This is a genomic window from Streptomyces sp. NPDC023573 (genome assembly GCF_055559735.1).
Genome location: NZ_JBVHKB010000007.1, coordinates 238289 through 264827, shown reverse-complemented (window position 1 = coordinate 264827; position 26539 = coordinate 238289). Strand labels below are relative to the sequence as shown.

The 26539-nt window shown below is 70.6% G+C and carries 18 protein-coding genes; 13 read left to right on the top strand and 5 right to left on the bottom strand.

The features are described from left to right. Positions 1-179: 179 nt before the first annotated feature. Positions 180-1007: a phytanoyl-CoA dioxygenase family protein gene (locus ACZ32T_RS23550; RefSeq protein WP_467368801.1), complete on the top strand. Its 828-nt coding sequence runs from the start codon at positions 180-182 to the stop codon at positions 1005-1007. A gap of 44 nt (positions 1008-1051) precedes the next feature. Here ACZ32T_RS23550 and ACZ32T_RS23545 read toward each other — a convergent pair whose 3' ends face one another. Both ACZ32T_RS23545 and ACZ32T_RS23540 read right to left on the bottom strand, forming a co-directional pair. Further along, the gene (locus ACZ32T_RS23545) at positions 1052-3400 is read right to left on the bottom strand and encodes an AbfB domain-containing protein (protein ID WP_467368799.1); all 2349 of its coding nucleotides are present in this window, start codon (positions 3398-3400) and stop codon (positions 1052-1054) included. Between the two features lie 76 nt (positions 3401-3476). Beyond that, on the bottom strand, positions 3477-5909 hold the full coding sequence (locus ACZ32T_RS23540; protein ID WP_467368797.1) for an RICIN domain-containing protein: 2433 nt from the start codon (positions 5907-5909) through the stop codon (positions 3477-3479). Positions 5910-6385: 476 nt separating this feature from the next. Here ACZ32T_RS23540 and ACZ32T_RS23535 point away from each other — a divergent pair, with 476 nt between their 5' ends. The 6 genes from ACZ32T_RS23535 (at position 6386) to ACZ32T_RS23510 (ending at position 13375) form a co-directional block, all read left to right on the top strand. Beyond that, positions 6386-7471, top strand: coding sequence for an ABC transporter substrate-binding protein (locus ACZ32T_RS23535; RefSeq protein WP_467268931.1), 1086 nt, complete (start codon positions 6386-6388; stop codon positions 7469-7471). A 100-nt stretch (positions 7472-7571) separates the two neighbouring features. After that, positions 7572-9179, top strand: a complete 1608-nt coding sequence (locus ACZ32T_RS23530; RefSeq protein ID WP_467368795.1) for a sugar ABC transporter ATP-binding protein — start codon at positions 7572-7574, stop codon at positions 9177-9179. Continuing rightward, positions 9176-10174 carry an ABC transporter permease gene (locus ACZ32T_RS23525; protein ID WP_467368793.1) on the top strand — a complete coding sequence of 333 codons (999 nt, stop codon included), beginning with the start codon at positions 9176-9178 and terminating at the stop codon, positions 10172-10174. The genes ACZ32T_RS23530 and ACZ32T_RS23525 overlap by 4 nt, the downstream gene beginning before the upstream one ends. Further along, the gene (locus tag ACZ32T_RS23520; RefSeq protein WP_401620881.1) at positions 10171-11214 is read left to right on the top strand and encodes an ABC transporter permease; all 1044 of its coding nucleotides are present in this window, start codon (positions 10171-10173) and stop codon (positions 11212-11214) included. Before ACZ32T_RS23525 ends, ACZ32T_RS23520 begins: the two co-directional genes overlap by 4 nt. Positions 11215-11273: 59 nt before the next feature. After that, positions 11274-12311: a LacI family DNA-binding transcriptional regulator gene (locus tag ACZ32T_RS23515; RefSeq protein ID WP_467268938.1), complete on the top strand. Its 1038-nt coding sequence runs from the start codon at positions 11274-11276 to the stop codon at positions 12309-12311. After that, positions 12311-13375: an aldose epimerase family protein gene (locus tag ACZ32T_RS23510; protein ID WP_467368791.1), complete on the top strand. Its 1065-nt coding sequence runs from the start codon at positions 12311-12313 to the stop codon at positions 13373-13375. The genes ACZ32T_RS23515 and ACZ32T_RS23510 overlap by 1 nt, the downstream gene beginning before the upstream one ends. Positions 13376-13473: 98 nt before the next feature. Here the strand turns inward: ACZ32T_RS23510 and ACZ32T_RS23505 are convergent, their stop codons facing one another. Further along, a complete protein-coding gene (locus tag ACZ32T_RS23505) occupies positions 13474-14109 on the bottom strand; it encodes a YdeI/OmpD-associated family protein (protein ID WP_467368788.1) in 636 nt (211 codons plus the stop codon). Positions 14110-14170: 61 nt separating this feature from the next. After that, complete coding sequence (locus ACZ32T_RS23500) at positions 14171-15187, bottom strand: LacI family DNA-binding transcriptional regulator (RefSeq protein WP_467268942.1); 1017 nt, start codon at positions 15185-15187, stop codon at positions 14171-14173. A 481-nt stretch (positions 15188-15668) separates the two neighbouring features. On the opposite strand from ACZ32T_RS23500, the gene ACZ32T_RS23495 reads away from it, so the two are divergent. The 4 genes from ACZ32T_RS23495 to ACZ32T_RS23480 all read left to right on the top strand — a co-directional run bounded on the left by ACZ32T_RS23495 (position 15669) and on the right by ACZ32T_RS23480 (position 21209). After that, positions 15669-16589 carry a carbohydrate ABC transporter permease gene (locus tag ACZ32T_RS23495; RefSeq protein WP_467268944.1) on the top strand — a complete coding sequence of 307 codons (921 nt, stop codon included), beginning with the start codon at positions 15669-15671 and terminating at the stop codon, positions 16587-16589. A 3-nt stretch (positions 16590-16592) separates the two neighbouring features. Then, positions 16593-17534, top strand: coding sequence for a carbohydrate ABC transporter permease (locus ACZ32T_RS23490; protein WP_467368786.1), 942 nt, complete (start codon positions 16593-16595; stop codon positions 17532-17534). Positions 17535-17694: 160 nt separating this feature from the next. Next, the gene (locus ACZ32T_RS23485) at positions 17695-19041 is read left to right on the top strand and encodes an ABC transporter substrate-binding protein (protein ID WP_467368784.1); all 1347 of its coding nucleotides are present in this window, start codon (positions 17695-17697) and stop codon (positions 19039-19041) included. Positions 19042-19130: 89 nt separating this feature from the next. Further along, positions 19131-21209, top strand: a complete 2079-nt coding sequence (locus tag ACZ32T_RS23480) for a beta-galactosidase (RefSeq protein ID WP_467368782.1) — start codon at positions 19131-19133, stop codon at positions 21207-21209. A gap of 52 nt (positions 21210-21261) precedes the next feature. On the opposite strand, the gene ACZ32T_RS23475 is transcribed toward ACZ32T_RS23480, so the two are convergent. Then, positions 21262-24462 (bottom strand): alpha-L-rhamnosidase, encoded by a 3201-nt coding sequence (locus tag ACZ32T_RS23475; RefSeq protein ID WP_467368780.1) that lies wholly within the window; start codon positions 24460-24462, stop codon positions 21262-21264. Positions 24463-24820: 358 nt separating this feature from the next. On the opposite strand from ACZ32T_RS23475, the gene ACZ32T_RS23470 reads away from it, so the two are divergent. Further along, the gene (locus tag ACZ32T_RS23470; RefSeq protein WP_467368778.1) at positions 24821-26002 is read left to right on the top strand and encodes a S8 family peptidase; all 1182 of its coding nucleotides are present in this window, start codon (positions 24821-24823) and stop codon (positions 26000-26002) included. 194 nt (positions 26003-26196) lie between these two features. Beyond that, positions 26197-26514: a cupin domain-containing protein gene (locus tag ACZ32T_RS23465; protein ID WP_467268956.1), complete on the top strand. Its 318-nt coding sequence runs from the start codon at positions 26197-26199 to the stop codon at positions 26512-26514. Positions 26515-26539: the final 25 nt, after the last annotated feature.

Here is a 26539-nt window from a genome sequence, read left to right as displayed (position 1 = left end):
CGGGCCCTGCCCTCTGCGCTGTGCACCGTAACAGGCTCGTCGCACCACCTCGCGCACTCCCTCTTGCCACGTTGCTTGCAACGTTGCAATATGGGCGCGTCGACAGGGCGGCAGGAGGGCGACACCTCGTCCGCGCCTGCCTGTCGTGCCCGCCTCCCGCCGTTGAAGGGACCATTGCCATGCCCGAGACCTCCCTCGCCCCGCAGCTGGACGCGGCCGTCCAGGATCTGTACACGGCCGGGATCACCGCGCGCCGGGGTGCCTTCACCCCGGAGTGGGCCGACGCGATGCGGGAGGACATCGAGAAGGCCTTCGCCGAGGCGCGCGGCCGGGAGGGCGGAGCGGTCGGCCGGGGGCCGCACCGCTTCTACGTGGAGATACACCCCGAGCAGCTGCGCGGCTTCGTGGAACTCGTCGACCATCCGTGGGTGCGTGGGGTGGCCGAGGCCGTCCTGGGGGCCGACTACCGCATCGTCGAGCTGGGCTTCGACGTCCCGCTGGCCGGGGCGGTGAACCAGCCCTGGCACCGGGACTTCCCCATGCCGGAGGCCACCCTGGACCGGCGCCGGCTGACGTCTCTGGCCTTCAACCTCACGGCCGTGGACACGCGCGAGGACATGGGCCCGTTCGAGATCGCCCCGGGCACCCAGTGGGACGACGACCCGCGCTTCGGTCACGGGATGTTCCCGCCCCGCGACTCCTACCCGCGCTACGCCTCCCTCGCCGAGCGCAAGTACCCGCAGCGCGGGGACGTCTCCGCTCGTTCCGCCCTGACGATCCACCGGGGGACGGCCAACCACTCGCCCGACGCCCGGCCCGTTCTGGTGCTCGGCATCGACGCCCCGGGGGCCGGCAACGACGCGCAGCACGACATGGCGGTGACCAGGGAGTACTGGGCGTCGCTGCCCGGGAGGGTCCGGGCCCACCTGCACTGCCCGGTGGTGGAGGAGCTGGCCCCCATCGTGCAGAAGCACACCATCGAAGGCCTGGTCATGGGCGACGCGTGACACCACCGGGCCCGGTGGCCGGCCCGCCGGCCCGGTGGCTCATCTCAGGGCGCCCAGGGGGCGTCCACCGCCCATATCGTGTCCTCGGTGAAGGTCGCCGCACTGTCCCAGGCGTGGCCGCCGCCCGGAGTGGCCAGCCACACCTCCGAGTCGATGTGACGCAGATAGCTGCCGGGCAGATTGGCGCTCGACAGCCGTACGCCGCCCTGACCCGCCACCGCGCACCAGGTGGCGTCGGCCTTGAAGAGTGCCGAGCCGTCGCTCGCGTCGCGGCGGACCCGGAAGTCCCGGTGGCGCAGGTACTCGCCGGGGTAGTTGCGGGACTCGAACGAATAGCAGTTGCTGTTCGCCAGGCCGGTGACGACCTTCCACGTGGCGTCGTTCTTCAGCAGCGCGGTGCTGCCGCTGTCGACGACGGCCGTGTGGGCGAGCTCCTGGGAATGCCGCAGGTACTTGTTCGTGTGCCCCGCGGTGGTGACCCGGAGCGACCTGTTCCCGGTGGGCAGGGTGACCGGCGGCGGCGGGGTCCTCGACGCCTGGATCAGAGCCTGGTTGGCGGCCCTCACCCGCGCGGTGTCCACCTTGACCACCTGGCGGTCGTAGGTGAGCAGCCCGTTCGCCTCGTTCTCGACGTCCGTGATCTCCGTGTAGACCGAAGCCGAGAGCCCGGCGGGCAGCTGGCCGACGCGGATGGAGTCGATGAGCCCGGCGAAGCGGTCGTTCAGGGCGGAGAGGCTCGCCTGGTCCTCGTAACTGAATCCGCCCCCCGGGTACCACTCGTGGCCCGGCACCTTGTAGCCCAGTCCGCCGAACTCGCCGAGGACGGCGGCCCGGGTCGCGGTCGGCGCGGTGTTCCCCGGGCCGACGTAGATGTGGTTGTCGATCACATCGCCGTTGCCGCCGTCCACCGAACCGCAGCAGTTGACCCCGCTCATGTTGTTGACGAGCCGCGACGGGTCGTAGGCCTTCACCTCGTCGGCGATCCTGGCCTGGTCGTACTGTCCCCAGCCCTCGTTCTGGTTCACCCACATGACCACCGAGGGCGAGCTGCGGTGCTGGTCGATCACCGCGTGGTACTCGGCCTCCCACTGGGCCCGGGCCGCGGGGTCGGGGGTCTTTCCGGTGTCCATCGCCGGCATGTCCTGCCAGACGAGGAGGCCCAGCTTGTCCGCCCAGTAGAACCAGCGCTGGGGTTCGACCTTGATGTGCTTGCGGACCATGTTGAAGCCGAGGTCCTTGTGTGCCTGGAGGTCCGACCTGAGCGCCGCGTCGGTGGGAGCCGTGTAGATGCCGTCCGGCCAGTAGCCCTGGTCGAGTGTCCCGGTCTGGAAGACGAACTTCCCGTTGAGGACCGGGCGCAGGATGTTGCCGACCTTCGCGATGCCGACGGACCGCATGCCCGCGTAGCTGCCCACTGTGTCCACCACCGCCGTGCCGTCGAGCAGTTCGGCGCGTACGTCGTAGAGGAACGGGTCGTCCGGGCTCCACAGCCGCGGGTTCGGCACCGGTACGGAGATGTCCGCGCCGGGGGCACCCGTCGCCGTGCCCACGACCGTGCCACCGCTGGAGACGGTGACTCTCGCGCTCCGGCCGGCGGCTGCTGCCGCCTGCACCTTCACCCGCAGGGTGCTGTTCCCCAGGTCCGGCGTCATGTCCAGGCGGATGACGTGCGACGCGGCGACGGGCTCCAGCCAGACCGTCTGCCAGATCCCCGAGGCCGCGGTGTAGAAGATCCCGCCGCCCGGGTGCGGGGTCACGTCGTTGATCCGCTGTTTGCCGACGGCCTGGCCACCGGTCTGCGTCGGGTCGTACACGGAGACCACGACGGTGTTCGTACCGCCGTTGAGGTGGGGAGTGATGTCGTACGAGAACGAGTCGAAGCCGCCCTTGTGGGCGCCGACCCGGCTGCCGTTGACCCAGACGGTGCTCTGCCAGTCGGAGGCGCCGAAGTTGAGCACGGTGCGGCGGCCGTTCCAGTCCGACGGCACGGTGAAGGTGCGCTTGTACCAGAGCTTGTCGTTCCCGGTGATCCTGCGTTGGATGCCGGACAGCGAGGACTCCGCGACGAACGGGACCCTGATCTGCTCGGAGAACGCCGAGGGCTGCCCGGCGTCGCGGCCGGTCACCGCGAAGTCCCAGATGCCGTTGAGATTCGCCCAGTCAGGGCGGGTCAGCTGGGGGCGGGGGTATTCGGGGAGCGGGTTGTCGACGGACACCTGGTTCGTCCAGGGGGTCGTCATCGGTGCCGGCTTCGGTGCCCAGGCCGTGGGCGCGGCGGCGGCCGGGCCGGTGCCGGAGCCGACGAGTGCGGTGGCGAGCAGTGCCAGCAGGCCGCTGCCGGCGGTTAACCGTCTCCACCAGGTGCCGCGGCTCGGTGCGGGTGCGGATCGCATTCCAGGTACTCCCTCATGAGGACGAGCCCCCGCGCCGGCCGGCGCGGGGGGTGGGACGCCTGCGGGAACCGACCGCTCAGAGCAGCTTCCAGAGATGGTCCGCCGTCCCGTTGTCCTCGTACTGGACGACGTGGGCGCTGTCGGCGGTGGACATGCCGTCCACGCCGAGCACCCTGTCCGAGTTGCGGTTGCGGACGCGGTACCAGCCGTCCCCGTCCGGCACGAGCTGCCACAGGTGGTCCGCCGTGCCGTTGTCGTCGAACTGGACGACGTGTGCGCTGTTCGCCGTGGACATGAGGTCCACGCCGAGCACCTTGCCCGAGTGCTGGTTGCGGATGCGGTACCAGCCGTCACCGTTGGCGACGAGCCGCCACAGGTGGTCGGCGGTCCCGGTGTCGGCGAACTGCACGACATGGGCACTGTTCGCGGTCGACATGAGGTCCACGCCGAGCACCTTGCCGGAGTTCCGGTTGGCCATCCGGTACCACCGGTCCGCGAGCCACGGGACGCCGTCCGGGCTCGCTGTCGGGAAGGACGTGATCCGCAGCCGTGCGGCGCCCATCGGGACGAGCGTGACCTTCTCGACCGGCTCGGTGCTGCGTGCCGGGCTCTGCCGGAGCGGCTGCACCACGTGCTCGTCGTCGGCGCTCCACTCGGGGATGCGGCGGGCGCGGACGGTCATGGAGAGCGGGGTGCCCTCCAGTGTGAAGGGGTTGTCGCCGGGGGAGCGGCGGTGCGGTGCGGGGGGCAGCCGTGCGCCCTCCAGGACGAGGCCGTAGTTCCACGGAGTGGTGGCGTGGACCGCGTACTCCGGGAACTGCTCGGTGCCCCCGATGCGTTCGTACGACTCCCCGATGCGCAGGGAGTAGGTGAGGGGGCCGTGGTCCACGCTGACCGAGCCGTGGTTGTCCGCCCAGGTGCGTACGGTGGTCCGCTGCGGCAGGCGCAGGGTGACCCGGTCGCCGTCGGACCAGGTCCGCTCGATCCTGGTGAAGGCGGGGCCGGCCGGAGCGGTGACGCGCCGCCCGTTGACCCTGATGTCGGGATCGTCGCACCAGGCGGGGACGCGCAGGACCAGGGGGAAGCGCAGCGCCCTCGGGGACGCGAGGGAGAGCGTGACCGTGTCCGTGAACGGGTAGCCGGTCTTCTCGGTGAAGGTGACCTCCGTGCCGTCCGCGACCTTCGCGGTGACCGCGCAGGGCGCGTACATCGCCGCGGCGAGACCGCCGTCCGGGGTGGCGAGCCAGAGCTCCTCGACGAAGTAGGGCCATCCCATGCCGTAGTTGTGCGGGCAGCAGCGGTACTGGTCGACACCCGGCAGATAGGCCTGCATGGCGAAGCCGTTCTGGAACTGCCGGTCCCGCTTGGGCACGTTGTCCAGGTCGACGCCGTTGGCGCTGGTGACGTAGTGGACCGCCTTTCCCGACGGGTCCAGCGAGGCGGGCAGCGAGTTGAAGGCCAGCTCCTCGCAGCGGTCCGCCCAGAGCGGGTCGCCCGTGATCCTGGTGAGCAGTTGATGGCTCGCCATGAACTCCACGATCCCGCAGGTCTCGAAGCCCTGCCGGGGGTCGCCGTGACCCGGCCGGGCGTTCTCGTCCCCGGCGAAGCCGCCGCCGGGGAACTGCCCGTACGCGTCCATGGCCTTGGCGTACGTCCCGTACGTGTCCCGCGTGTCCTGCGGGGAGCCGCTGCGCAGGGCGTACTGGGCGGGCTCGCGGAAGCCCTGTGCGATGTTGACGTTGTGCGGGTCGACCAGATTGTCGCCCCAGTCGGCGCCGTAACGGTGGATCGTGTCGGCGAGGTCGAGCAGGAAGGCGTCACCGGTGCGGTTGAACAGCCAGTAGACGCTGTCGAGACCGTCGCCCCAGCGCAGGGCGATCCAGCTGGTGTCGAAGGCGCCGGGGCCCTGCGCGTTCATGAAGCGGAAGAAGCGGCTGAGGAAGGGGATGATCCTGTTGTCCCCGTCGTACTCCTGCCAGGAGCGCAGTGCCTGGACCAGAGGCAGGAACGGCCAGAAGTCGGGACCGCCGTTCAGTGAGGTGCGCAGGGCCTTCGGGCCGAAGAAACCGTCGGACTGCTGGGTCGCGAGGATCGCGTCGATCCACCGGCGTGCGGCGGCGAGTGCCTTCGCGTCCCCCGTGACGATCGCCAGGTCCGTGTACCCGCGCAGCCAGTAGGGGACTTCCTCCCAGCCGCCCAGGTCGGGGCGGACCCAGCCGGAGTGCTCGAAGTCGAGGAAGTGCGAGAACTCCTCGTAGCGGCCGCAGAGGCCGTCCAGCTGGAGCCGGAGCTGGCCGGCGAGCCAGCCGTCGGCGGTGACGCGCCCCGGCGGCAGTTTCAGGAAGGCGGTCGGATGCAGCGGTGCGGCGTTGGGGGAGTAGTGGCCTCCTCGCGCGGCGGCCATCACTCCCTCCGCGGCGGTCGCCGTGGTGGCCCAGCGGCCGGCGGCTGTGGTGGCGGCGACGGTGGCCAGCGCACCGGTCACGAGTTGTCTGCGGTTCAGGGGCATCGTGTGGGGACTCCGCTTCTGCTCTGCCGGACAGGGGAGGAGCCGGCCCGGGGGGAGGCCGGCGCATGGCGAAGGCGGGGGCCGCCTTGGGGGTGACGGGGCGACACCTCATGTGCAACGTTGGAAAATTGATGTCGGCGGTATGACAGCACGCGCTCAAGGCGGTGTCCAGAGGTGGCGCAGCACCTGGCACAGAAGCGGCCCGGTGATCGGTGCGGGCGAGCGCGCACCCCGGGGCGACACATTTTGGAAACGCATCGACAACTCTCTTGCCGCCTGTGGCGCCTCGCCTATATAACGTTGTAAACCGAGCCGCCGAGAGGCCGCCCAAGCCCTCACGACCGCAGTTCTCGCAGCTCGGAACGGGTCGTGAGGGACAGAGCGTCATCCGCCGCCGAGCGGCTGACGAGCCGTCCCGCCATGCCCGACCGCACGCAGAACGGTGTGCCGTCACCTCGCCAAGGAGCGTCCCGCGCATGATGATCCAGCGTCGATCCCGTACCCTCGCCGCGGCCTGCCTGATCGCCGCCACCGCCACGCTGGCCGTTTCCGGCTGCTCCAAGTCGGAGACCTCCAACAGCGCGGGCGGTGACAGCAGCCAGGGAGCCCAGGCGGCCAAGTCCCCCGAGGCGGCATCCGGCCCCGGCTGCTCCCTGCAGAGCTACGGCGCACCCGAGATAGACCTCAAGAACGCCGTGGTCGGCTTCTCCCAGTCGGAGAAGGAGGCCAACCCCTTCCGTATCGCGGAGACCCAGTCGATCAAGGACGAGGCCGCGAAGATCGGCGTCAAGAAGCTCCTCACCACCAACGCGCAGTCGCAGTTGTCCAAGCAGATCAGCGACATCCAGGACATGCTCTCGCAGGGAGCCCAGTTCCTCATCATCGCGCCGCTGAACTCCGACGGCCTGGAGCCGGCGCTCAAGGCCGCCGCGGCGAAGAAGGTGCCGGTCCTCACCATCGACCGCAAGGTCAACGCCACGGCCTGCAAGGACTACGTGGCCTTCCTCGGCTCCGACTTCGTGGAGCAGGGCAAGCGGGCCGCCGACGCGATGATCAAGGCGACGGACGGCAAGGGCAAGGTGGCCATCCTCCTCGGCGCCTCCGGCAACAACGTGACCACGGACCGGACGAAGGGCTTCGTCGACCGGATCAAGGCGGAGGCGCCCGGTATCGAGATCGTCGCGCAGCAGACCGGCGAGTTCGCCCGTGACAAGGGCCAGCAGGTCATGGAGCAGCTCATCCAGTCCAAGCCCGACATCACCGCCGTCTACGCGGAGAACGACGAGATGGGCCTCGGCGCCGTCACGGCGCTGAAGGCCGCCGGCAAGAAGCCCGGCAAGGACGTCAAGATCGTGTCGGTCGACGGCACCCGCAACGCCGTGCAGGCCCTGGTCAACGGTGAGTACAACGCCGTCATCGAGTCCAACCCCCGCTTCGGCCCGCTGGCCTTCGCGACCGCCCAGAAGTTCTACGGCGGCGACGAGATCCCCGAGAACGTCATCATCACCGACCGCGCCTACGACGAGAGCAACGCCAAGGAATCGCTCGGCGGGGCGTACTGACCCGCTCCTGAACGCATCGGCCCCGGCCGCCGTGGCGCTCGCACCGGGCCACGGCGGCTCCCGGCCCTCACCCTTGGACAGCGGAAGGCCAAGAAGACCCATGGCACCACCCGAAGCAGTACCGCAGGCACAGGAGGCGGCCCAGGACACGGCCTCCACCGTGCTCGAAGCCCGCTCGGTGAGCAAGAGGTTCCCCGGGGTCGTCGCCCTCGACGACGTCAGCTTCTCCCTGCGCGCGGGCGAGACCCACGCACTCGTCGGGGAGAACGGCGCCGGCAAGTCCACCCTCATCAAGGTGCTCACCGGTGTGTACCGGCCGGACGGCGGCGAACTGCGCATGTCGGGTGAACCCGTCCGGTTCGCCCGGCCGTTCGAAGCACAGCAGGCCGGTATCTCCACGATCTACCAGGAGGTCAACCTCGTCCCGCTGATGAGCGTGGCGCGGAACATCTTCCTGGGCCGCGAACCGAGGAACCGGCTCGGCCTCATCGACTTCGCCCGCATGCACCGCGAGACGAGCGAACTGCTCGACGGATTCGGCGTACGCGTCGACCCCCGGCGCCCCCTGCACACCCTCGGCGTCGGCACCCAGCAGATGGTCGCCCTCGCACGGGCGGTGTCCGTCAACGCCCAGGTCGTCATCATGGACGAGCCCACCTCCTCGCTCGAACCACGCGAGGTGGAGACCCTCTTCCGCGTCATCGAAAGCCTCCGCGGCCAGGGCATCGCCGTCCTCTACGTCAGCCATCGCATGGACGAGCTCTACCGCATCTGTGACCGCGTCACCGTCCTGCGCGACGGTCGCCACATCCACACCGGCGAGCTCGCCGCACTCGACCGGATGCAGCTCGTGTCCATGATGCTCGGCCGTGACCTCTCCGAGGTACGCCGCTCCGGCGTCACCAGTTTCGCGGCGGAGGGCCACGAGGCCGCCCGCACCCCGGTACTCACCGCCACCGGCCTCTCCAGCCGCCTCCAGCTCCACGACATATCCGTGTCGCTGTACGCGGGCGAGGTGCTCGGCCTCGGAGGACTCCTCGGCTCCGGGCGCAGCGAGACGGCCAAGGCGCTGTCCGGCGCCCTGCCCCTGGACGCCGGCGAACTCACCGTCGACGGCACCACGCTGAAGCGCCTCACCCCGGCCGCCGCCATCCGCGCCGGCATCAGCCTGCTGCCCGAGGACCGCAAGGCCGAAGGCATCGTGCCCGGCCTCTCCGTCCGCGAGAACATCGTCCTGGCGGCCCTGCCCCGTCTCTCCCGGGCCGGTGTCGTCTCGCGCGCCAAGCAGGACCGGATCGTCGACATCTTCGTGAAGCGCCTGCGGATCAAGGCCTCCAGCCCCGAACAGAAGGTCGGGGAGCTCTCCGGCGGCAACCAGCAGAAGGTCCTGCTGGCCCGCTGGCTCTGCCTGGAGCCCAAGGTCCTGCTGCTCGACGAACCCACCCGCGGCATCGACGTCGGAGCGAAGGCCGAGGTCCAGAGCCTCATCGACGACCTCGCCCGCGAAGGCCTGGCCGTCCTGCTCATCTCCTCCGACATCGAGGAACTCATCGAAGGCGCCGACCGGATCGTCGTCCTGCGCGGCGGAGCGGTCGCGGGTGAGCTGTCGGGCGACGACGTGGCCGAGGACCGGCTGCTCGAAGTGCTCGCCGACCACGCACCGCATCCGGCGGACCGGGCCCCGGCCGCCCAGGAGGACCCCCGATGAACCGGACCGCCGTCGCCCCGCCCGCGAAGAGCGACAAGCCCCACAAGCCGGTGAGCCCCCTGGCCCGGCTGCGTGACCCCGCCTGGTACCAGCGCTACGGCGTCTACGTGGCCGTGGCCGTGGTGCTGCTCTTCAACGCGCTGTTCACCGACCACTTCATGACCGCCGACAACTTCCGCACCCAGCTCGTCCAGGTCGCCCCCATCGTCATCGTCGCCCTGGGCATGGCCCTGGTCATCGGGACCGAGGGCGTCGACCTGTCCGTCGGCTCGACCATGGCACTCGCCGCCGCCTTCCTCCCGCTCTACCTCGGCTACGGGCTCGTTCCCGCACTCGTCGTCGCCCTCCTGGCAGGCGCGGTCGTCGGCGCCGTCAACGGCGCCCTCGTCTCCCTCGTCGGGCTGCAGCCCATCGTCGCCACACTCGCGCTCTTCGTCGGAGGCCGCGGGCTCGCCCTGGTCATGGCCGACGGCCAGCTCAAGCAGATCGTCAACCCCGACCTGCTGTCGCTGGGCACCGGCTCCTTCCTCGGCATCCCGCTCGTGGTCTGGATCGCCGGGGTGCTGGCCCTCGCCGTCGCCTTCCTGGTGCAGCGCACCACCTTCGGCCGGCAGATCGTCGCCGTCGGCGGGAACCGCTCCGCCGCCGCGCTCGCCGGGCTCCCCGTCAAGCGGGTCCTCATCGGCGTGTACGTGCTCTGCGGAGTGCTCGCCGCCCTCGCCGGCATCCTCGCCACGGCCAGGCTGACCGCCAGCGACCCGTCCTCGCTCGGCACCCTCATGGAACTCTCCGCCATCACGGCGGTCGTGGTCGGAGGCACACCCCTCAACGGGGGCTCCGTCCGGGTGCTCGGAACCGTGGCCGGCGCCCTGCTCATGCAGCTCCTGCGCGCCACGCTCGTCAAGCACGACCTGCCCGACTCCACCGCACAGATCGCCCAGGCGGCCATCATCATCGCCGCCGTCTACGTCGCCCGGGAGCGTCGGTCCCGATGAACGAAACCAAGCCCGTCACCGCCGCCCCGGCCCCGGCCGCACCGAAAGCGCCCAAGGCCCCTCCCGCCGCCGGCCCCGAGCAGACCGGCCGGCAGCGCGCCGCGGAACTCCTGCAACGCCAGGGCGTCCTCGCGGTCCTGCTCGCCGTCGTGATCGCCGCCTCGTTCATCTACCCGACGTTCGCGTCACTGGACAACGCGCGCGGCGTGACCATCCAGGCCTCCTTCCTCGCCGTGGTCGCACTCGGCATGACGATGGTCATCATCACCGGCGGCATCGACCTGTCGGTCGGCTCGGTCTTCGCCCTCGGGGGAGTCCTCGCCGCCTGGGCCTCGCAGTACGGATTCCTCGCCGCGCTCCTGCTCCCCCTCGTGGTCTGCGGCGGGATCGGCCTGCTCAACGGATTCCTGATCGCACGCGGCAACATGGCGCCCTTCATCGTCACCCTCGCCACACTCCTGGGCGCCCGCGGCCTGCTGCTCGCCCTCACCGACGAGGGCGCCACCACCTACCTGGTACCCAAGGACTCCGCCTTCGGCGAGCTCGGCCAGGGCAGCGTCTGGGGCTTCGGCTACCCGATCGTCATCGCCCTGGTGCTCTTCGGCGCCGGCGGACTCGTCCTGCAGCGCACCTCGTTCGGGCAGACCCTCTTCGCCGTGGGCGGCAGCAGCGACGCCGCCACCCTGATGGGGCTCCCCGTCGCGCGTACGAAGATCCTCGTCTACACGCTCAGCGGCCTGCTCGCCGGACTCGCCGGCGCACTCAACGCGGCCAGGCTCTCCTCCGGCGTGACCATCGTCGGCGTGGGCATGGAACTCGACGCGATCTCCGCCGTCGTCATCGGCGGCACCCTGCTCATCGGCGGCGCGGGATCCATCAGCGGAACCCTCTGGGGCGTCCTGCTGCTGGCCGTCATCCAGAACCTGATCAACCAGATCGGCTCGCTCAACTCCTCCTACCAGTCGGTCGTCAGCGGCGGCTTCCTTATCGTTGTCGTGGTGGCCCAGCGCTATCTCGCGCGCAGTCGCAGAAGCACCTGACGACGAGCCGGCCGCCGAGCCCGGACCAACAGCCAAGCCGAGCCGAACCAAGGAGTGCCGTGGGCGTCAGCCTCAAGGACGTTGCACAACGGGCGGGCGTGTCCATCAAGACCGTGTCGAACGTGGTGAACAACTATCAGCACGTCACACCAGCCATGCGCGCCAAGGTGCAACAGGCGATCGACGAGCTCGGCTACCGGCCGAACCTCACCGCCCGTCACCTGCGCAAGGGCCGCACCGGCATCATCGCCCTCGCCGTCCCCGAATTCGGCAACCCGTACTTCGCGGAGCTCGCCGGAGCGGTCATCGACGCGGCCGCCCGGCACGACTACACCGTCCTGGTCGACCACACCGCCGGCCTCAAGGAGAAGGAACTCCTGGTCAGCCAGGGATTCCGGTCCCATGTGATCGACGGGCTCATCCTCAGTCCCATCCATCTGGAGACCGAGGACCTCATGGCGCGCACCGAGACGGCGCCACTGGTCCTGCTGGGCGAGCGCGAGTACGAGGCGCCCTACGAACACATCGCCATCGACAACGTGGCGGCGGCCCGCGAGGCCGTGCGCCACCTCGTCGACCAGGGCAGACGGCGCATCGCCTTCCTCGGATCGCGTACCGGCCGGGAACGCCAGCCGGCGCACCTGCGACTGAGAGGCTGGCGCGAGGAACTGGAGGCCGCCGGCATCACACCCGACGAGTCCCTCGTCGTGGTCACCGACGGCTACGGCCGCGAGGACGGCGCCACCGGCATGGCGCAGCTCCTCGACCAGGACCACCGGCCCGACGCCGTGTTCGCGTACAACGACCTCATCGCCGTCGGCGCGATGCGCACCATCACCGCACGCGGCCTGCGGATCCCGCAGGACATCGCCGTCGTCGGCTTCGACGACATCGAGGAGAGCCGCTACACCACCATCTCGCTCACCACCATCGCCCCCGACAAGGAGGCCATCGCCCGTCTCGCCGTCGACAGCCTCGTCGAGCAGCTCTCCGGCGAACCCGTCGCCGAACCGCGCAGACCACGCCCCGGCTACCGCCTCGTCGTCCGCGAATCCACCACGGCCGTCCCCGGCTCCGGCCACACCGAGGATCTCTGATGCAGCGCCCCACCGTGCACCGCACCCCGTTCGGCTCCGTCCAGGGGACCCGGACCGACCTGTACACCCTCGACAGCGGTACGGGGGTCCGAGCCGAGGTCCTGACCTACGGCGCGACCCTGCACCGCCTCACCGTGCCCGACACCACGGGCGCCGCCGCCTCCGTCGTCCGGTCGCTCGCGACGCTCGACGACTACACGGCCGAGCACCCCTACTTCGGCGCCGTCGTCGGCCGTTACGCCAACCGCATCGCCCACGGCCGCTTCGTCCTGGACGGGACCGCACACCACATCCCCGCCAACGACCGGGGCCACGCCCTGCACGGCGGGCCCGACGGCTTCCACACCAAGGTGTGGGAAGCGGTCCCGGCCCGGACCGAGGACACCGTGTCCGTCCGGCTCACCCTGCACAGCCCCGACGATGACATGGGCTTCCCCGGTGCCCTGGACACCACGGTCATCTACACCCTCGACACCGCGGGCACCCTGGCCGTCGACTACGCCTCGGTCGCCGACCGCCCCACGGTCGTCAACCTCACCAACCACGCCTACTTCGACCTGGCGGGCCGGGGCGACGTGCTCGGCCACCACCTCGAGGTCGACGCCGACTCCTATCTGCCCGTGGACGACGACGGCATCCCCCTGGGACCGCCGGCCGAGGTCCGCGGCACCCCGTTCGACCTCACGACGCCCCGGATCCTCGGGGAACGCATCGGTATCGAGGACGCACAGCTGAGCGCCGCGGGCGGCTTCGACCACTGCTGGGTGCTTCGGGACACCGACGGCGGCCTGCGACGCGCCGCACGCCTCACCGCCCCGGACGCGGCCAGGGTCCTGGAGGTGTGGACCACGGAGCCCGGCATCCAGGTCTACACCGCCAACCAGCTCGACGGCTCCTTCACCGACGGCACCGGCCGCCGCCACGAACGGCACGGCGCGATCTGCCTGGAGACCCAGCACCTGCCCGACTCACCCAACCGGCCGGACCTGCCCACCACCGTGCTGCGCCCCGGGGACACCGCGCGCAGCCGCACCGAACTGCGGTTCCCGCACCTGCCGCGTTGATCCATGAGATCCGGCCGGGCGGTCCGCCGCGCCTGCCACGAAGCCGGAACTCCTCGGTATCCGCACCGCCTGACGGACGGCGGCAGCGAGCACCGCGGTCAGGGAGTGGTCCCTCCCGCCACCAGCTTGGTCACCAGCCGGTCGAGGCGGGCGGCCCGGAGCTCCGGGGTCCTCGCCTTGAGCAGCTCGAGAATCACGAGGTAACGGTCCGTCCTGCCGAGCCGTTCGAAGCGTTCGGCCGCCCGTGGGGCGGCGGTCAGCGCGGCGGTGAGATCGGCGGGCACGGTGGCCTCCTTCTGCGAGGGGTACGCCGCCTCCCATCGCCCGTCCTCCCGCGCCGCCCGCACCTCGGCGAGTCCGGGCTCCCGCATCCGGCCCGCCGCCGTCAGCGCCTCCACCTTCCGTACGTTGACGAGGGACCAGGATCCGGCCGGCCGGCGGGGCGAAATCCTCTGCAGGTAGTACACCTCGTCCAGAGATTTCCGCTGCCCGTCGATCCATCCCGAGCAGAGCGCGGCGTCCACGACCTCGGACGCCGTGACGGACATGATGCCCGAGCCCTTCTTCGCGATCTTCAGCCAGAGCTCCGTCCGCACTGCGTGATGCTTCTCCAGCCAGGCGTCCAGGAGCCCGACCCGTTCGAAGAGGAGCGGTTCCGCGCCCGCTTCCCCGGGGGCATCCGCCGTTCCGCCCTCGGCCACTGCACTGTCCGTCCACTTCCGCGATGCGTTCATGGAAGCGACGTTAGAGCTCATACAGGACGGATTCTGTCCTGTATGAGCCCCGGGCGACCGGTCATCGGTGTGGCGGCGGGCCCGTGCTCTCCCGGACGACCAGGTGGGTGGGGACCAGAGTCGTGCCGCGCTCCGTGGTCTCGTCGCGGATCTGCCGCAGGACGCCGTCCACGCATCGCCGGCCGATCTCCGCGAAGTCCTGGTGGACGGTGGTCAGAGGGGGGAGGAAGGAAGCGGAGTCGGCGATGTCGTCGAAGCCTACGACGCTGACGTCCTCGGGCACGCGTCTGCCCCGTTCCTGGAGGGCTCTCAGGACGCCCAGCGCCATCTGGTCGTTGGCGGCGAAGACCGCGGTGCAGGACGGGTCCGCCGCGAGCGCGAGGCCCGCCTCGTACCCCGAGTCCGCCGACCAGTCACCGTCCACCGGAGGCGGAACAGGGCGTCCCGCCTCCTCCAGGGTCTGCCGCCAGGCCTGTGCGCGGCGCTGCGCGGCGAACGACTCGGGCGGGCCGGCGACGTGCGCCACGCTGCGGTGCCCGAGATCGAGGAGATGTCGCACGGCCGCCCTGGCGCCCCCGGACTGGTCCGTGTCCACGACGCTGTAACGGTCGCCCGCGTCGGAGTCGGCCACCACCACATGGGTGTGCGGCGGCAGCGAGATGGCGGCGTCCAGGAGGCGGACTTCCATGATCACGATGATGCCGTCCACGACCTGTTCGCCGAGCATGGTCACGGCGCCCCTGACTCCCGTGCTGGTGGGCGTCGCGACGGGCAGCAGGGTGATCGCGTAGCCCTCGTCCGCGGCGGAGGCGGAAATGGCCTCCAGGGTACGGACGTTGCCCGTGGTGGCCAGGGTGAACAGGATGACGCCCAGCGTGCGGAACTTGCCGCTCTTCAGGGCGCGCGCCGCGCTGTTGGGCCGGTAGTTCAGCTCCTTCATGGCGCTCAGCACGCGTTCGCGGGTCTCCTGCGACACCACCGTGTGCCCGTTGGAGACACGGGAGACCGTCTGCGAGGAGACCCCGGCCAGGCGTGCGACGTCGGCCATCGAGGCCTCCTTGCGGGGCGGCCGATCCATGGCCTGTTCCTTTCCCTGCACTACGTCTGCCTCCGTCGTGGTCGTGTGAGCCTTTCGCCGTGTGGGCGCGCTGTTCCGGCGCGGGGCCGTCCTCGGCCGCGCGTTGTGGGGTGTTCCGATCGGGACCGGCCCCTGTCTCTGCTGCGCGTGTGTGGCTCGATATCGCGTGCGGACCGAGGGCTCGGACCAACGGCATTTCTACCACTCCGGACGCCCGCCGCCGACACGCGGGCACGTACGGACGCCGCCGCACGGGCCGCCGGCGGGCCTGCCGGGACCCAACTGAACGGCGTAGCAGGGAAACCGAGTCTTGACCATGGGGTGAGAGACGTGTAGACATCACTTCACCGATCAATGTTTACGTAAACATCAGCACGGGTGTTCGCGTGAACATCGGCCTTCTCAAGCACAGCGCCTCCATGATGTCCGGTGTCTCCATCCGGCCGGGGCCCTGCACCACGCCGGACCAACAGGAGTACCCATGACGGCCGTTACGCCGATCACGACCGGACGCCGCCCACCGGCCGGAAGGTCCCGCAGCCGGCGTGGACGGGTCGGCTGGATCTTCGTGGGCCCCTTCATGGCCGTGTTCGCCCTGGTGTTCCTCGCCCCGATCGTCTACTCGCTCTATCTGAGCTTCTTCCGTGACCAGTTGGTGGGCGGCACGTCGTTCGTCGGCCTGGACAACTTCCGGCGGGCCTTCGAGGACGAACAGTTCTGGGCAGCCGTCGGCCGGGTGACGCTCTTCCTCGCGGTGCAGGTGCCCGTCATGCTCGGCCTGGCCCTGCTCATAGCCCTCGCCCTCGACAGCGGCAGGATCTACGGGAAGAGCTTCTTCCGGATCGCGGTCTTCCTGCCGTACGCCGTACCCGCCGTCGTCGCCACCCTGATGTGGGGCTTCATCTACGGCACCCGCTTCGGGCTGGTGGGGAACATCAACGACGCCCTGGGCGTGTCGCTGCCCGACCCGCTCTCTCCCTCCCTGGTGCTGGCGAGCATCGGCAACATCGTCACCTGGGAGTTCATCGGCTACAACATGCTGATCTTCTACTCCGCGCTGCGGGTCGTCCCCAAGTCCCTCTACGAGGCCGCCGAGATCGACGGAGCGGGACAGTGGCGGATCATCACCGCGGTCAAGATCCCCGCGATCCGCGGTGCGCTGGTGATCGCGACGATCTTCTCGGTGATCGGCAGCTTCCAGCTGTTCAACGAGCCCAGCATCCTGCAGAACCTGGCGCCCAACGCCATCACCACCTACTTCACGCCCAACTTCTACACCTTCACGCTGTCCTTCTCCGGGCGGCAGCAGAACTACGCGGCCACGGTCTCCCTCGTCATGGGAGTCGTCACGATGATCATCGCCTACGCGGTCCAGCTGCGCGGCATGCGAAAGGAGGCGTGAACGATGAGCGCCCCTTCCTTCACCGCCGAACAGACGCCCCGGCCCTCCACCCACCGCGCCCAGCCGCCGAGCCGCTCCGCGCGCCGACGCCGCACGGCCGGCCGGCCGCGCCGCAGCGTGCTCCTCACGGTGCTCATGGGCGTGACCGCGCTCTACGCGCTGATGCCGCTGGCCTGGCTCGTCATCAACGCCACCAAGACGCAGCAGGGTCTCTTCGGCTCCTTCGGGCTCTGGTTCAGCGGCGACTTCGCCCTCTGGGACAACATCTCGCAGACGCTCACCTATGACGACGGCATCTTCGTCCGCTGGTTCCTCAACACCCTGCTGTACGTGGTCGTGGGCGCGGGCGGCGCCACCTTCCTCGCGGTCCTCGGCGGCTACGGCCTGGCCAAGTTCGACTTCGCGGGCAAACGCGCCGTCTTCGCCACCGTCATCGGCGCGGTCGCCGTGCCCGCCACCGCGCTGGCGGTCCCGACCTTCCTGATGTTCAGCAAGATGGGGCTCACCAACACACCGTGGGCCGTCATCATCCCGTCCCTGATCTCACCGTTCGGGCTCTACCTCATGTGGGTGTTCGCCGCCGAGGCCGTTCCCGCCGAGCTCCTGGAAGCGGCCAGGATGGACGGTTCCGGCGAGCTGCGGACCTTCTTCCGCATCGCGCTCCCGCTGCTGGCCCCGGGCATCGTCACGGTTCTGCTGTTCACCATGGTGCAGACGTGGAACAACTACTTCCTGCCCCTGATCATGATCAAGGATCCGGACTGGTATCCGCTGACCCTGGGCCTGAACGCCTGGAACGAACAGGCGTCCACCGCCGGCGGCCAGCCGGTCTTCAACCTGGTCATCACGGGTTCCCTGATGACCATCGTGCCGCTGGTCATCGCCTTCCTGCTGCTCCAGCGCTACTGGCAGTCCGGCCTGGCCGCGGGCAGCGTCAAGGGGTGAACGGCACCCGCGCCCCCTCGGCCACCGAATCTCCGCGCTCCGGGACCGGTTCCCCCCGGCTCCCGGCCGGCGCGGCGCACCACCCCTCTCCACCCCCGCACCCCCGTGCGGACGTTCCACGGTTCGTGCACCACCCTCACCACAACGGAGTGAAGCAATTATGAGAACCATGACCAGACGCGCGATGCGTGGCGTCGGCCTGCTGTGCGCGGCCGCGCTGAGTCTGACCGCGTGCGGGTCCTCCGACGGCGATTCCGCCTCGTCGGACAAGACCGTATCGGGAGGTGATCTCCGGGCGGCCCTCAAGGAGGGTGGTTCCATCACGGTGTGGGCGTGGGAGCCGACGCTGAAGCAGGTGGTCAGCGACTTCCAGAAGGAGTACCCCAAGGTCAAGGTCAAGCTGGTCAACGCCGGCACGGGCAACGACCAGTACACCGCCCTGCAGAACGCCGTGCAGGCGGGCTCCGGCGTGCCGGACGTCGCGCAGGTCGAGTACTACGCCGTCGGACAGTTCGCCCTCGGCGATTCCCTCGAGGACCTGAGCCGCTACGGCGCCGGGGACTTCAAGGACGACTACTCGCCCGGGCCGTGGAACTCCGTCGCCGTCGACGAGGCCGTGTACGCGCTGCCCATGGACTCCGGCCCGATGGCGCTCTTCTACAACAAGAAGGTGCTGGACAAGCACCAGATCGCCGTCCCCACCACCTGGGACGAGTACCTCGATGCGGCCCGCGCCCTGCACGCGGCGGACCCCAAGGCCTACATAACCAACGACACCGGCGACGCCGGGTTCACGACCAGCATGATCTGGCAGGCCGGCGGGACCCCGTTCAAGAACCGCGACACCGACGTGACGGTCGACCTCGCCGCCGACAAGGGTGTCGTCGCCTACACCGAGGTCTGGCAGAAGCTCATCGACGAGAAGCTCCTGGCGCCCGTCACCAACTGGAGCGACGAGTGGTACAAGGGGCTGGCGGACGGCACCATCGCCACCCTCTCCACCGGCGCCTGGATGCCCGCCAACTTCGTCTCTGGCGTCGAGTCGGCCTCGGGTGACTGGCGCGCGGCCGCCCTCCCGCAGTGGAAGAAGGGCGAGGAGGTCAGCTCCGAGAACGGCGGCAGCGCCCTCGCGGTGATGAAGGCCGGCAAGAACAAGGACCTGGCGTACGCGTTCAACGAGTACGCCAACCACTCCGAGGGCGTCCAGGCCCGCCTCAAGGGCGGCGCCTTCCCCGCCACCACGGCAGACCTGTCCTCGCCGTCGTTCCTCGACACCTCCTTCCCGTACTTCGGCGGCCAGAAGGCGAACGAGATCTTCGCCCGGTCCGCCAGCCAGGTGCCCGAGGACTGGTCCTACCTGCCTTTCCAGGTGTACGCGAACTCCGTCTTCAACGACTCCGTCGGCAAGGCGTACGTCTCCGACACCACGCTGGCCGACGGCCTGAAGCAGTGGCAGAAGGCCGCCGTCACCTACGGCAACGACCAGGGCTTCAGCGTCAACAAGTGACCTCCGCCCGCTGAACCGGCACGGGGCGGTCGCCCTCCGACGGGTGGCCGCCCCGTGCCGTACCCGCACCCGTATCCGAAAGGATCCCCATGACCCCCGCCTCCGAGCGCCACTGGCTGCGCCCGCCCTCCGACGACCGCCCCGCGCGCTTCGCCTACGGGGCCGACTACAACCCGGAGCAGTGGCCGCGCGAGGTGTGGAAGGAAGACGTCCGGCTGATGCGCGAGGCCGGGGTCACCGTCGTCTCCGTCGCCATCTTCTCCTGGGCCCGCCTCCAGCCGGCCGAGGACCGGTGGGACTTCGCATGGCTGGACGAGGTGCTCGACCTGCTGCACGGCGCCGGCATCGACGTGGACCTCGCCACCGCCACCGCCTCGCCGCCGCCCTGGCTCACCACCCTGCACCCGGAGATCCTGCCGGTCACCCGCACGGGGGAGACCCTCTCCCAGGGCGCGCGGCAGCACTGGCGGCCCACCTCACCCGTCTTCCGCGGATACGCCCTGCGACTGGTGGAGGCCATGGCCACCCGTTACGCGGACCACCCCGCGGTGGTCGCCTGGCACATCTCCAACGAGCTCGGCTGCCACAACATCTACGACTACTCCGACGACGCCGCACAGGCCTTCCGTGACTGGCTGCGCGCCCGGTACGTCACACTGGAGGAGCTCAACCGGGCCTGGGCCACCTCCTTCTGGTCGCAGCACTACGGGGACTGGGCACAGATCCAGCCGCCGCGACTGGCAGCCAGCCACGCCAACCCGACCCAGCAGCTCGACTTCAAGCGCTTCTCGTCGGACGCCCTCAAGGAATACCTCCGGGCCGAACGCGAGATCCTGCGCCGCATCACCCCCGAGATCCCCGCCACCACCAACTTCATGGTGATGAGCGGCACCCAGGGCATGAACTACCCCGAGTGGGCCGAGGAGATCGACTTCGTCTCCAACGACCACTACGCCCACCCCGGTCCGCAGCGCCTGGACGAGCTCTCCTTCTCCGCCGCCCTCACCCACTCGATCGCCGGGGGCAAACCCTGGTTCCTGATGGAGCACTCGACGAGCGCGGTCAACTGGCAGCCCGTCAACGTCGCGAAGCGCCAGGGCGAACTCGCCCGCGACTCCCTGGTCCACGTCGCCCACGGGGCCGACGCCGTCTGCTTCTTCCAATGGCGCCAGTCCGCCGCCGGCGCCGAGAAGCACCACTCCGCGATGGTGCCCCACGCCGGTCCCGACAGTGAGCTGTTCCGCTCGGTGACCGCCCTCGGCCGGACGCTGGAGTCCCTCACCCCGGTCACCGGCTCCGTACGGGAACCGGCTCGGGCCGCCCTGGTGTACGACTGGGAATCCTGGTGGGCCGTCGAACGCGACTCCCAGCCGTCCTCCCTGGTGCGCTACCGGCAGGAGGCCCTCGACTGGTACTCGGCCTTCCTGTCCCTGGGCGTCCGCGTGGACGTGGTCACGACCGCGGCCGACCTCACCGGGTACGATTTCGTCGCGGCCCCCCTCCTGCACGTCGTCCCCCTCGAGCTCGCCGGGCGCCTGGACTCCTACGTGCGCGGCGGCGGCCACCTCGCCACCACCTACTACTCGGGTGTCGTCGACGAGAACGACCACGTGCACCTCGGCGGATACCCGGGCGCGCTGCGCGAGCTGCTGGGCATCCGCATCGAGGAGTTCGGCCCGCTGCTGGACGGCGAGGACGTTCGGCTCGACAACGGCCTGACCGGCACGCTGTGGACCGACCGGATCGACCTGACCGACCCCGAGGTCACGGTGCTCGCACGCTACGGGACCGGGGACCAGGCCGGGCGCCCCGCCCTGACCCGGCGCGCCCTGACGGACGGCGGCTCCGCCGCCTACGTCTCCACCCGGCTGGGCCCCCACGGGCTGCCGGACGTGCTGGGGCCCCTGCTGTCCGGCGCCGGAGTGCTCAGCGAGCTTCCCGCCGGCGTGCGGGGGGCGGTGGAGCTGACCGTGCGGACCGACGGCACCCACGCGTACTGGTTCCTCGTCAACCGTACGGACGAGCCCGTCGTCCTCGCCACGGTGGCGGGAGAGGTCCTCGCCGGGCCCTCCCCGTCCGCCGGAGGCGGCCTGGTCCTTCCGTCACGGGGAGTCGCGGTGCTCCGCGTGACGGCCGGAACCACGCCGTTCGCCGGGACCGCCGGCTAGCGGAACGTGCTCCGCGTGCCCTGGGGGACGGTCCCACAGGGCACGCGCGCGCTCAGCGGGAGGCCGTGAACCGGTGGGTGCCCGACCCCACGGCGAAGACGGCGCACCCGTCGTCCAGCCGGAGGAAGTCCGCCGGGCACCGGCCGGCACTGCGTTCGTCGCCGCCCGGTACCCACACCTCGGCCGTCGTGTTCGGCGGCAGCGCGACGCTGAGGGCGAAGCCGTCCGCGTCCTTCCTCCAGCGCGTGGTGACCGGCCCGTACCGTGAGTCGAACCGGCCCTCGGCCCGTGTCACCCCGCCGCCCGGCCTCGGCCGCACGAGGACCTTCCGGAAGCCTGGGGCGCCCGGGGCGATGCCCGCGATGTTCGCGTACATCCACTCACCGACCGAGCCGTACGCGTAGTGGTTGAACGAGTTCATCCCGGCGTCCTGGAAGGAGCCGTCCGGGCGGATCGAGTCCCAGCGCTCCCACATCGTGGTGGCGCCCCGGTCGATCTGGTAGCCCCAGCTCGGGAAGGTCCGCTGGAGCAGCAGCCGGTAGGCGACATCCGTGTGGCCGGTGTCCGTGAGCACCGGCAGGAGCCGCGGGGTGCCGAGGAACCCCGTCGACAGGTGCCCGCCCCTCGCCTCGATGAGCGCCACGAGACGGTCCGCCGCCGGCCCCCGGTCGTCCTCGGCAAGCAGATCCATGGACAGCGCCAGCACATAGGCCGTCTGGGTGTCGCCCTTCACCCGGCCGCCGGCGACGACGTACGCCGCGCGGAACGCGTCGCGCACCCGGCCGAAGAGCGACCGGTAGGGGGCGGGGTCCTTGCCCAGCACCTCGGCCGTCCGTGCCACGAGATCGGCGCTGTGGGCGAAGTAGGCCGTGGCGATGACGTCCTTGGGCGTCTCGTCCTCGATGTTGAGCCAGTCGCCGAACCCGTCCGCCGGGCGCAGCAGCCCGGTGCTGTGCGCCTCCAGATACTCCAGCCAGTGGGTCATCGAGGCCCAGGACTCCTCCAGCACCCGTACATCGCCGTACGCCTGGTACAGGGCCCACGGCACGGTCACTCCCGCGTCGCCCCAACCGGCCGCGCCGTTGCCGACGCCTGGGAGATCCGGGGCGACATGGGTGAACGCGCCGTCCGGGGTCTGTGCGTCGCGCAGGTCCTGGAGCCACTTCGTGAGGAAGCGCGCCGACTCCATCGTGTACGCGGCGGTGGGCGCGAACACGTTGATGTCACCGGTCCAGCCGAGCCGTTCGTCGCGGGCCGGGGGGTCCGTCGGGATGGACAGGAAGTTTCCGCGCTGCCCCCAGGTGATGTTGCGGTGGAGCTGGTCGAGCATGGGGACATCGGTGGTGAAGTCCATGGTGAACGGCGCCGAGGTGTGGATGACACGGCCCACGATCGCGTCGCGGCCCGGCGTGCCGGGATATCCCGTCACCTCGACGTAGCGGAAGCCGTGGAAGGTGAAGCGGGGCTCGTAGGTCTCCCGGCCCCCTCCCTTCAGCGTGTACGTGTCCGTGGCGCGGGCGGTACGGAGGTTGGCCGTGTAGATCGTGCCGTCCGGGTTCAGCACCTCGGCGTGCCGCAGCCGCACCGTGGTGCCGGCCGGCCCGGAGACCGTGAGGCGTGGGGTCCCCACCATGTTCTGACCGAGGTCGAACACGAAGACACCGGGCTCCGGTTCGGTCACCTCACGGGCGGTCAGCTCACGTTCCACACGGCAGGCGCCGTCCACCGCGGCCACGAGCGCCGCCGCCACCCCGTCGACGCGGTCGGCCGCGAGCCATCCGGCCGAGTCGAAGCCGGCGCGTGTCCATCCGGCGGTCTCCAGCCGGGCGTCGTACTCCTCGCCCGCCATCAAATCCGCCCCGACGACCGGCCCCGCCGCGGTGAGCCAGTCGCTCCCCGACACCACGCGCTCGGTCGACCCGTCGGTGTAGGTGACCTCCAACTGGGCCAGGGCGGCGGGGCGTTCACCGTACTGATGCGGTCCGAACCAGGCGATGTTCCCGGCGTACCACCCCGCCGCGAGGGTGATTCCGAGTGCGTTGCCGCCCCGCGCCAGCAGGCCGGTCACGTCGTACGTCCGGTACTGGACGCGGGTGCGGTAGTCCGTCCAGCCCGGGGCGAGGCGGTCCTCACCGACGCGCTCGCCGTTGAGGAACACCTCGTACAGGCCGAGGGCGGTCGAGTACAGCCTGGCCCGTGCGACGCGCTTGCGGCCGAGCGTGAACTCCCGGCGCAGCTGGGTGGCGGGGGAGTACGCCACCTTCACCTCGCCCCAGGGGCCGGAGCCCCAGCGGGCGAGGGTCTTGGCGGCGGGCCAGGCGGTGTCGTCGTAGCCGGGGGAGTACCAGTCGTCTCCCGGCGGTTCCTTGTCGGTGGTCCGCCACTTCGCGTCGGTGACGGACGTGACCACGCCGTCGGCGGTGGTCAGTTCCAGCACTCCGAGCAGCCCGGCGGGACCGCTGACCGCGTTCGTCGCCGACACGGCGATCACCTGGGCCCCGGGGGCGAGATGGTCCGACACGTCGACCAGGACCGGACGCTTCCAGTTCTCGGCAGGGCCGTCGGCCTCCGTGTGCGCCACCTCCACGCCGTTCACCCGGGCGGTGAACCCGTCGTCCGCGCTCATGACCAGCCGGGCCCGGGTGACACCCTCCGGAACCTCCACCCGGCCGCGGAACCACCGTGTGGCGGCGGGTGCCTCGACGGCGGGGTCCCCCTCCGGGAACCAGATCCACGAGGCGTCGTCCAGGGCGGGCGTGCCGGTCAGCGCCTCGGGTGCGGCGATCCACCCGGCGGACCAGTCCGAGGTGTCCAGGAGCCCGGTCTCCCACCAGGACGGCTCGCTCCACGCGGAGGCCCGGCCGTCCGCGTCCCAGATCCGCACGGACCAGAAGTAGCGCGTGCGGGACACGGGCTCGGGGCCCCCGTAGGGAACCAGCAAGGACTGTGCGGACTCGACCCTGCCGCTGTCCCAGACATCGGGCTTCCCGAGGCGGTCGGGGGCGGTGGCCACGCGCACCTGGTAGGCGCTCTGGCTCCGGCCCGGGAGGTCCGACGCGACCGGCCAGCTCAGTCGTGGACGCGGAGTGTCCAGGCCCAGCGGATCGCGTACGTACTCCACGGTCGGTCCGGTGACGCGGGTCCGGCCCGCGGCAGTCCCCGCGGGTCCTGACGCACCGGCGGGAGGAGCGGAGACCGCGGCGAGCGCGGCGGTGGCGGCGGTGGTGCTGAGCAGTCGTCTTCTGCTGATCACAACGCGGCTCCGTAACGATGCGGTGGTGAATCGAAGATGAATCGTTTCAGTCCTGGCGAAGTTAGAGTTTTGACCGCGCACTGTCAAGAGTTCTTTCGTGATAATGCCATTTCTGGGTTGGTAGTTATATGTCTGCTGTCTGTGGCGTTGACGCCACCCTGGGCCGGGTCTATCTTCACCGGCAGGAGGAGTTGAAACCTTTCATATGATCGGCCGAATGGGTCTGCCCCGGCGCCGATCGTTGCGCTGTCCGGCTGACGCGGCTCAGGGTGGCCGGAGATGTGGACGAAAGGTCAGGTGTTCGCACCTCGCGGACCTGACAGGTCCGCGATCCGCTCATCCACCCAAGGGAGAACGCATGCGCCTGCGCGCCCGCTGGGCACCAGCCGCTCTACTGCTGATCGCGCCCCTGATCGGCACCACCACGGCCACGGCAGACACCGGCGAGACCCTCGTGCCGGTGCAGAAGTCGGCCCGGGCCGTGCCCGGTCAGTACATCGTCACCGTCTCACCCGGGCAGAAGCCGGCCGCCATGGCCGAGCAGATCGGGGTCAGCACCCTCTTCACGTACAGCAAGGTCCTGCACGGGTTCGCGGCCTCGCTGACGCCCGCGCAGCTCGAGAAGGTGCGCGGCGCGACGGGCGTCCAGGCGGTCGAGGAGAACAGCGAGGCCTCCGTCTCGCCGCCCGCCGCCGAGGCGGCCGGGAAGCGGGCCGTGGCCGTGAGCTGGGGCCAGGACCGCATCGACCAGCGGAACCTGCCGCTGGACGGCACGTACGACGTGGACGGAACGGGCCAGGGTGTGACCGCGTACATCCTCGACACCGGCATCGAGTCCGCCCACAGCGAGTTCGGCGGCCGGGTGGGCGCCGGGTACGACGCGATCGGTGACGGCCGCGACGGTGAGGACTGCAACGGCCACGGCACGCATGTGGCCGGGACCGTGGCCGGTACGACGTACGGAGTCGCGCCCGCGGCCTCCCTCGTGCCGGTGCGGGTGCTCAACTGCGAAGGCTCGGGCACCTGGGCCGGCATCATCGCCGGCCTCGACTGGATCGCCCGGAACGCCGAGCAGCCGGCCGTCGTGAACGCCTCGCTCGGCGGACCCGCGTCGTCGGCCGTCGACGACGCGTTCGACGCGCTCGCGGCGCAGGGCACCCTGCCGGTCGTCGCGGCGGGCAACGAGAACCAGGACGCCTGTGACGTCTCCCCGGCGCGCGCCGACGGCGTGCTCGCCGTGGGGGCGAGCGACGACCAGGACAGGCAGGCGACGTTCAGCAACTGGGGTACGTGTGTGCGGCTGTACGCCCCGGGTGTGGACATCGTGTCCGCGAACCTCGGCGGTGGCTCCACGACCCTGAGCGGCACGTCCATGGCCAGTCCGCACGTCGCCGGTGCCGCCGCCCTCTACAAGGAGCAGCACCCCGACGCGGCGCCGCAGGAGGTCTCCGACCGGCTCGCCGCCGACGCGACCCCCGACGTCCTGACCGGCCTCGGTGCCGGCTCGCCCGACCGGCTCCTGTACGTCGGCGGTCTCTGACCGCCGGCCGGCTCCACCGGAGCGTGGTCCGCGCGTTCCGCGGGCCCCGCTCCAGGCGGTCGGGCGGAGCTCGCTCCACTTCGCCGGAACAGTCACGCCCGTCCGGCCTCCTCGGCCGCCCCGGCACGTGCCCCGTGCGGTCACCGGCCACGGACGCGATAGCGGGGGAGCGGGGGCTGCGGCACAGTGGTCGTATGGATGATCTCAACGCTCTCGCCGACGAGCACCTCGCCGCGGCCCGCGCCGACGCGCACGGGCGCAGCGCTCATCTCCTGCTGCGCCAGGCCCCCCTGCGGCAGACGGTGATCGCGCTCACCGAGGGCTCCGCCCTCGACGAGCACAACGCGCCGCCCGCCGCGTCACTCCAGGTGCTGCGCGGCGCGGTCAGGCTCACCGCGGGATCCGGTGACGTGGACCTCGTGGCGGGCCGGCTGCACCCCATCCCCCAGGAGCGGCACGGGCTGCTGGCCCTGGAGGATGCGGTGGTGCTGCTCACCGCCGTCAACGACTGAGCCCGCCCGGAGTACATCCGCTGAA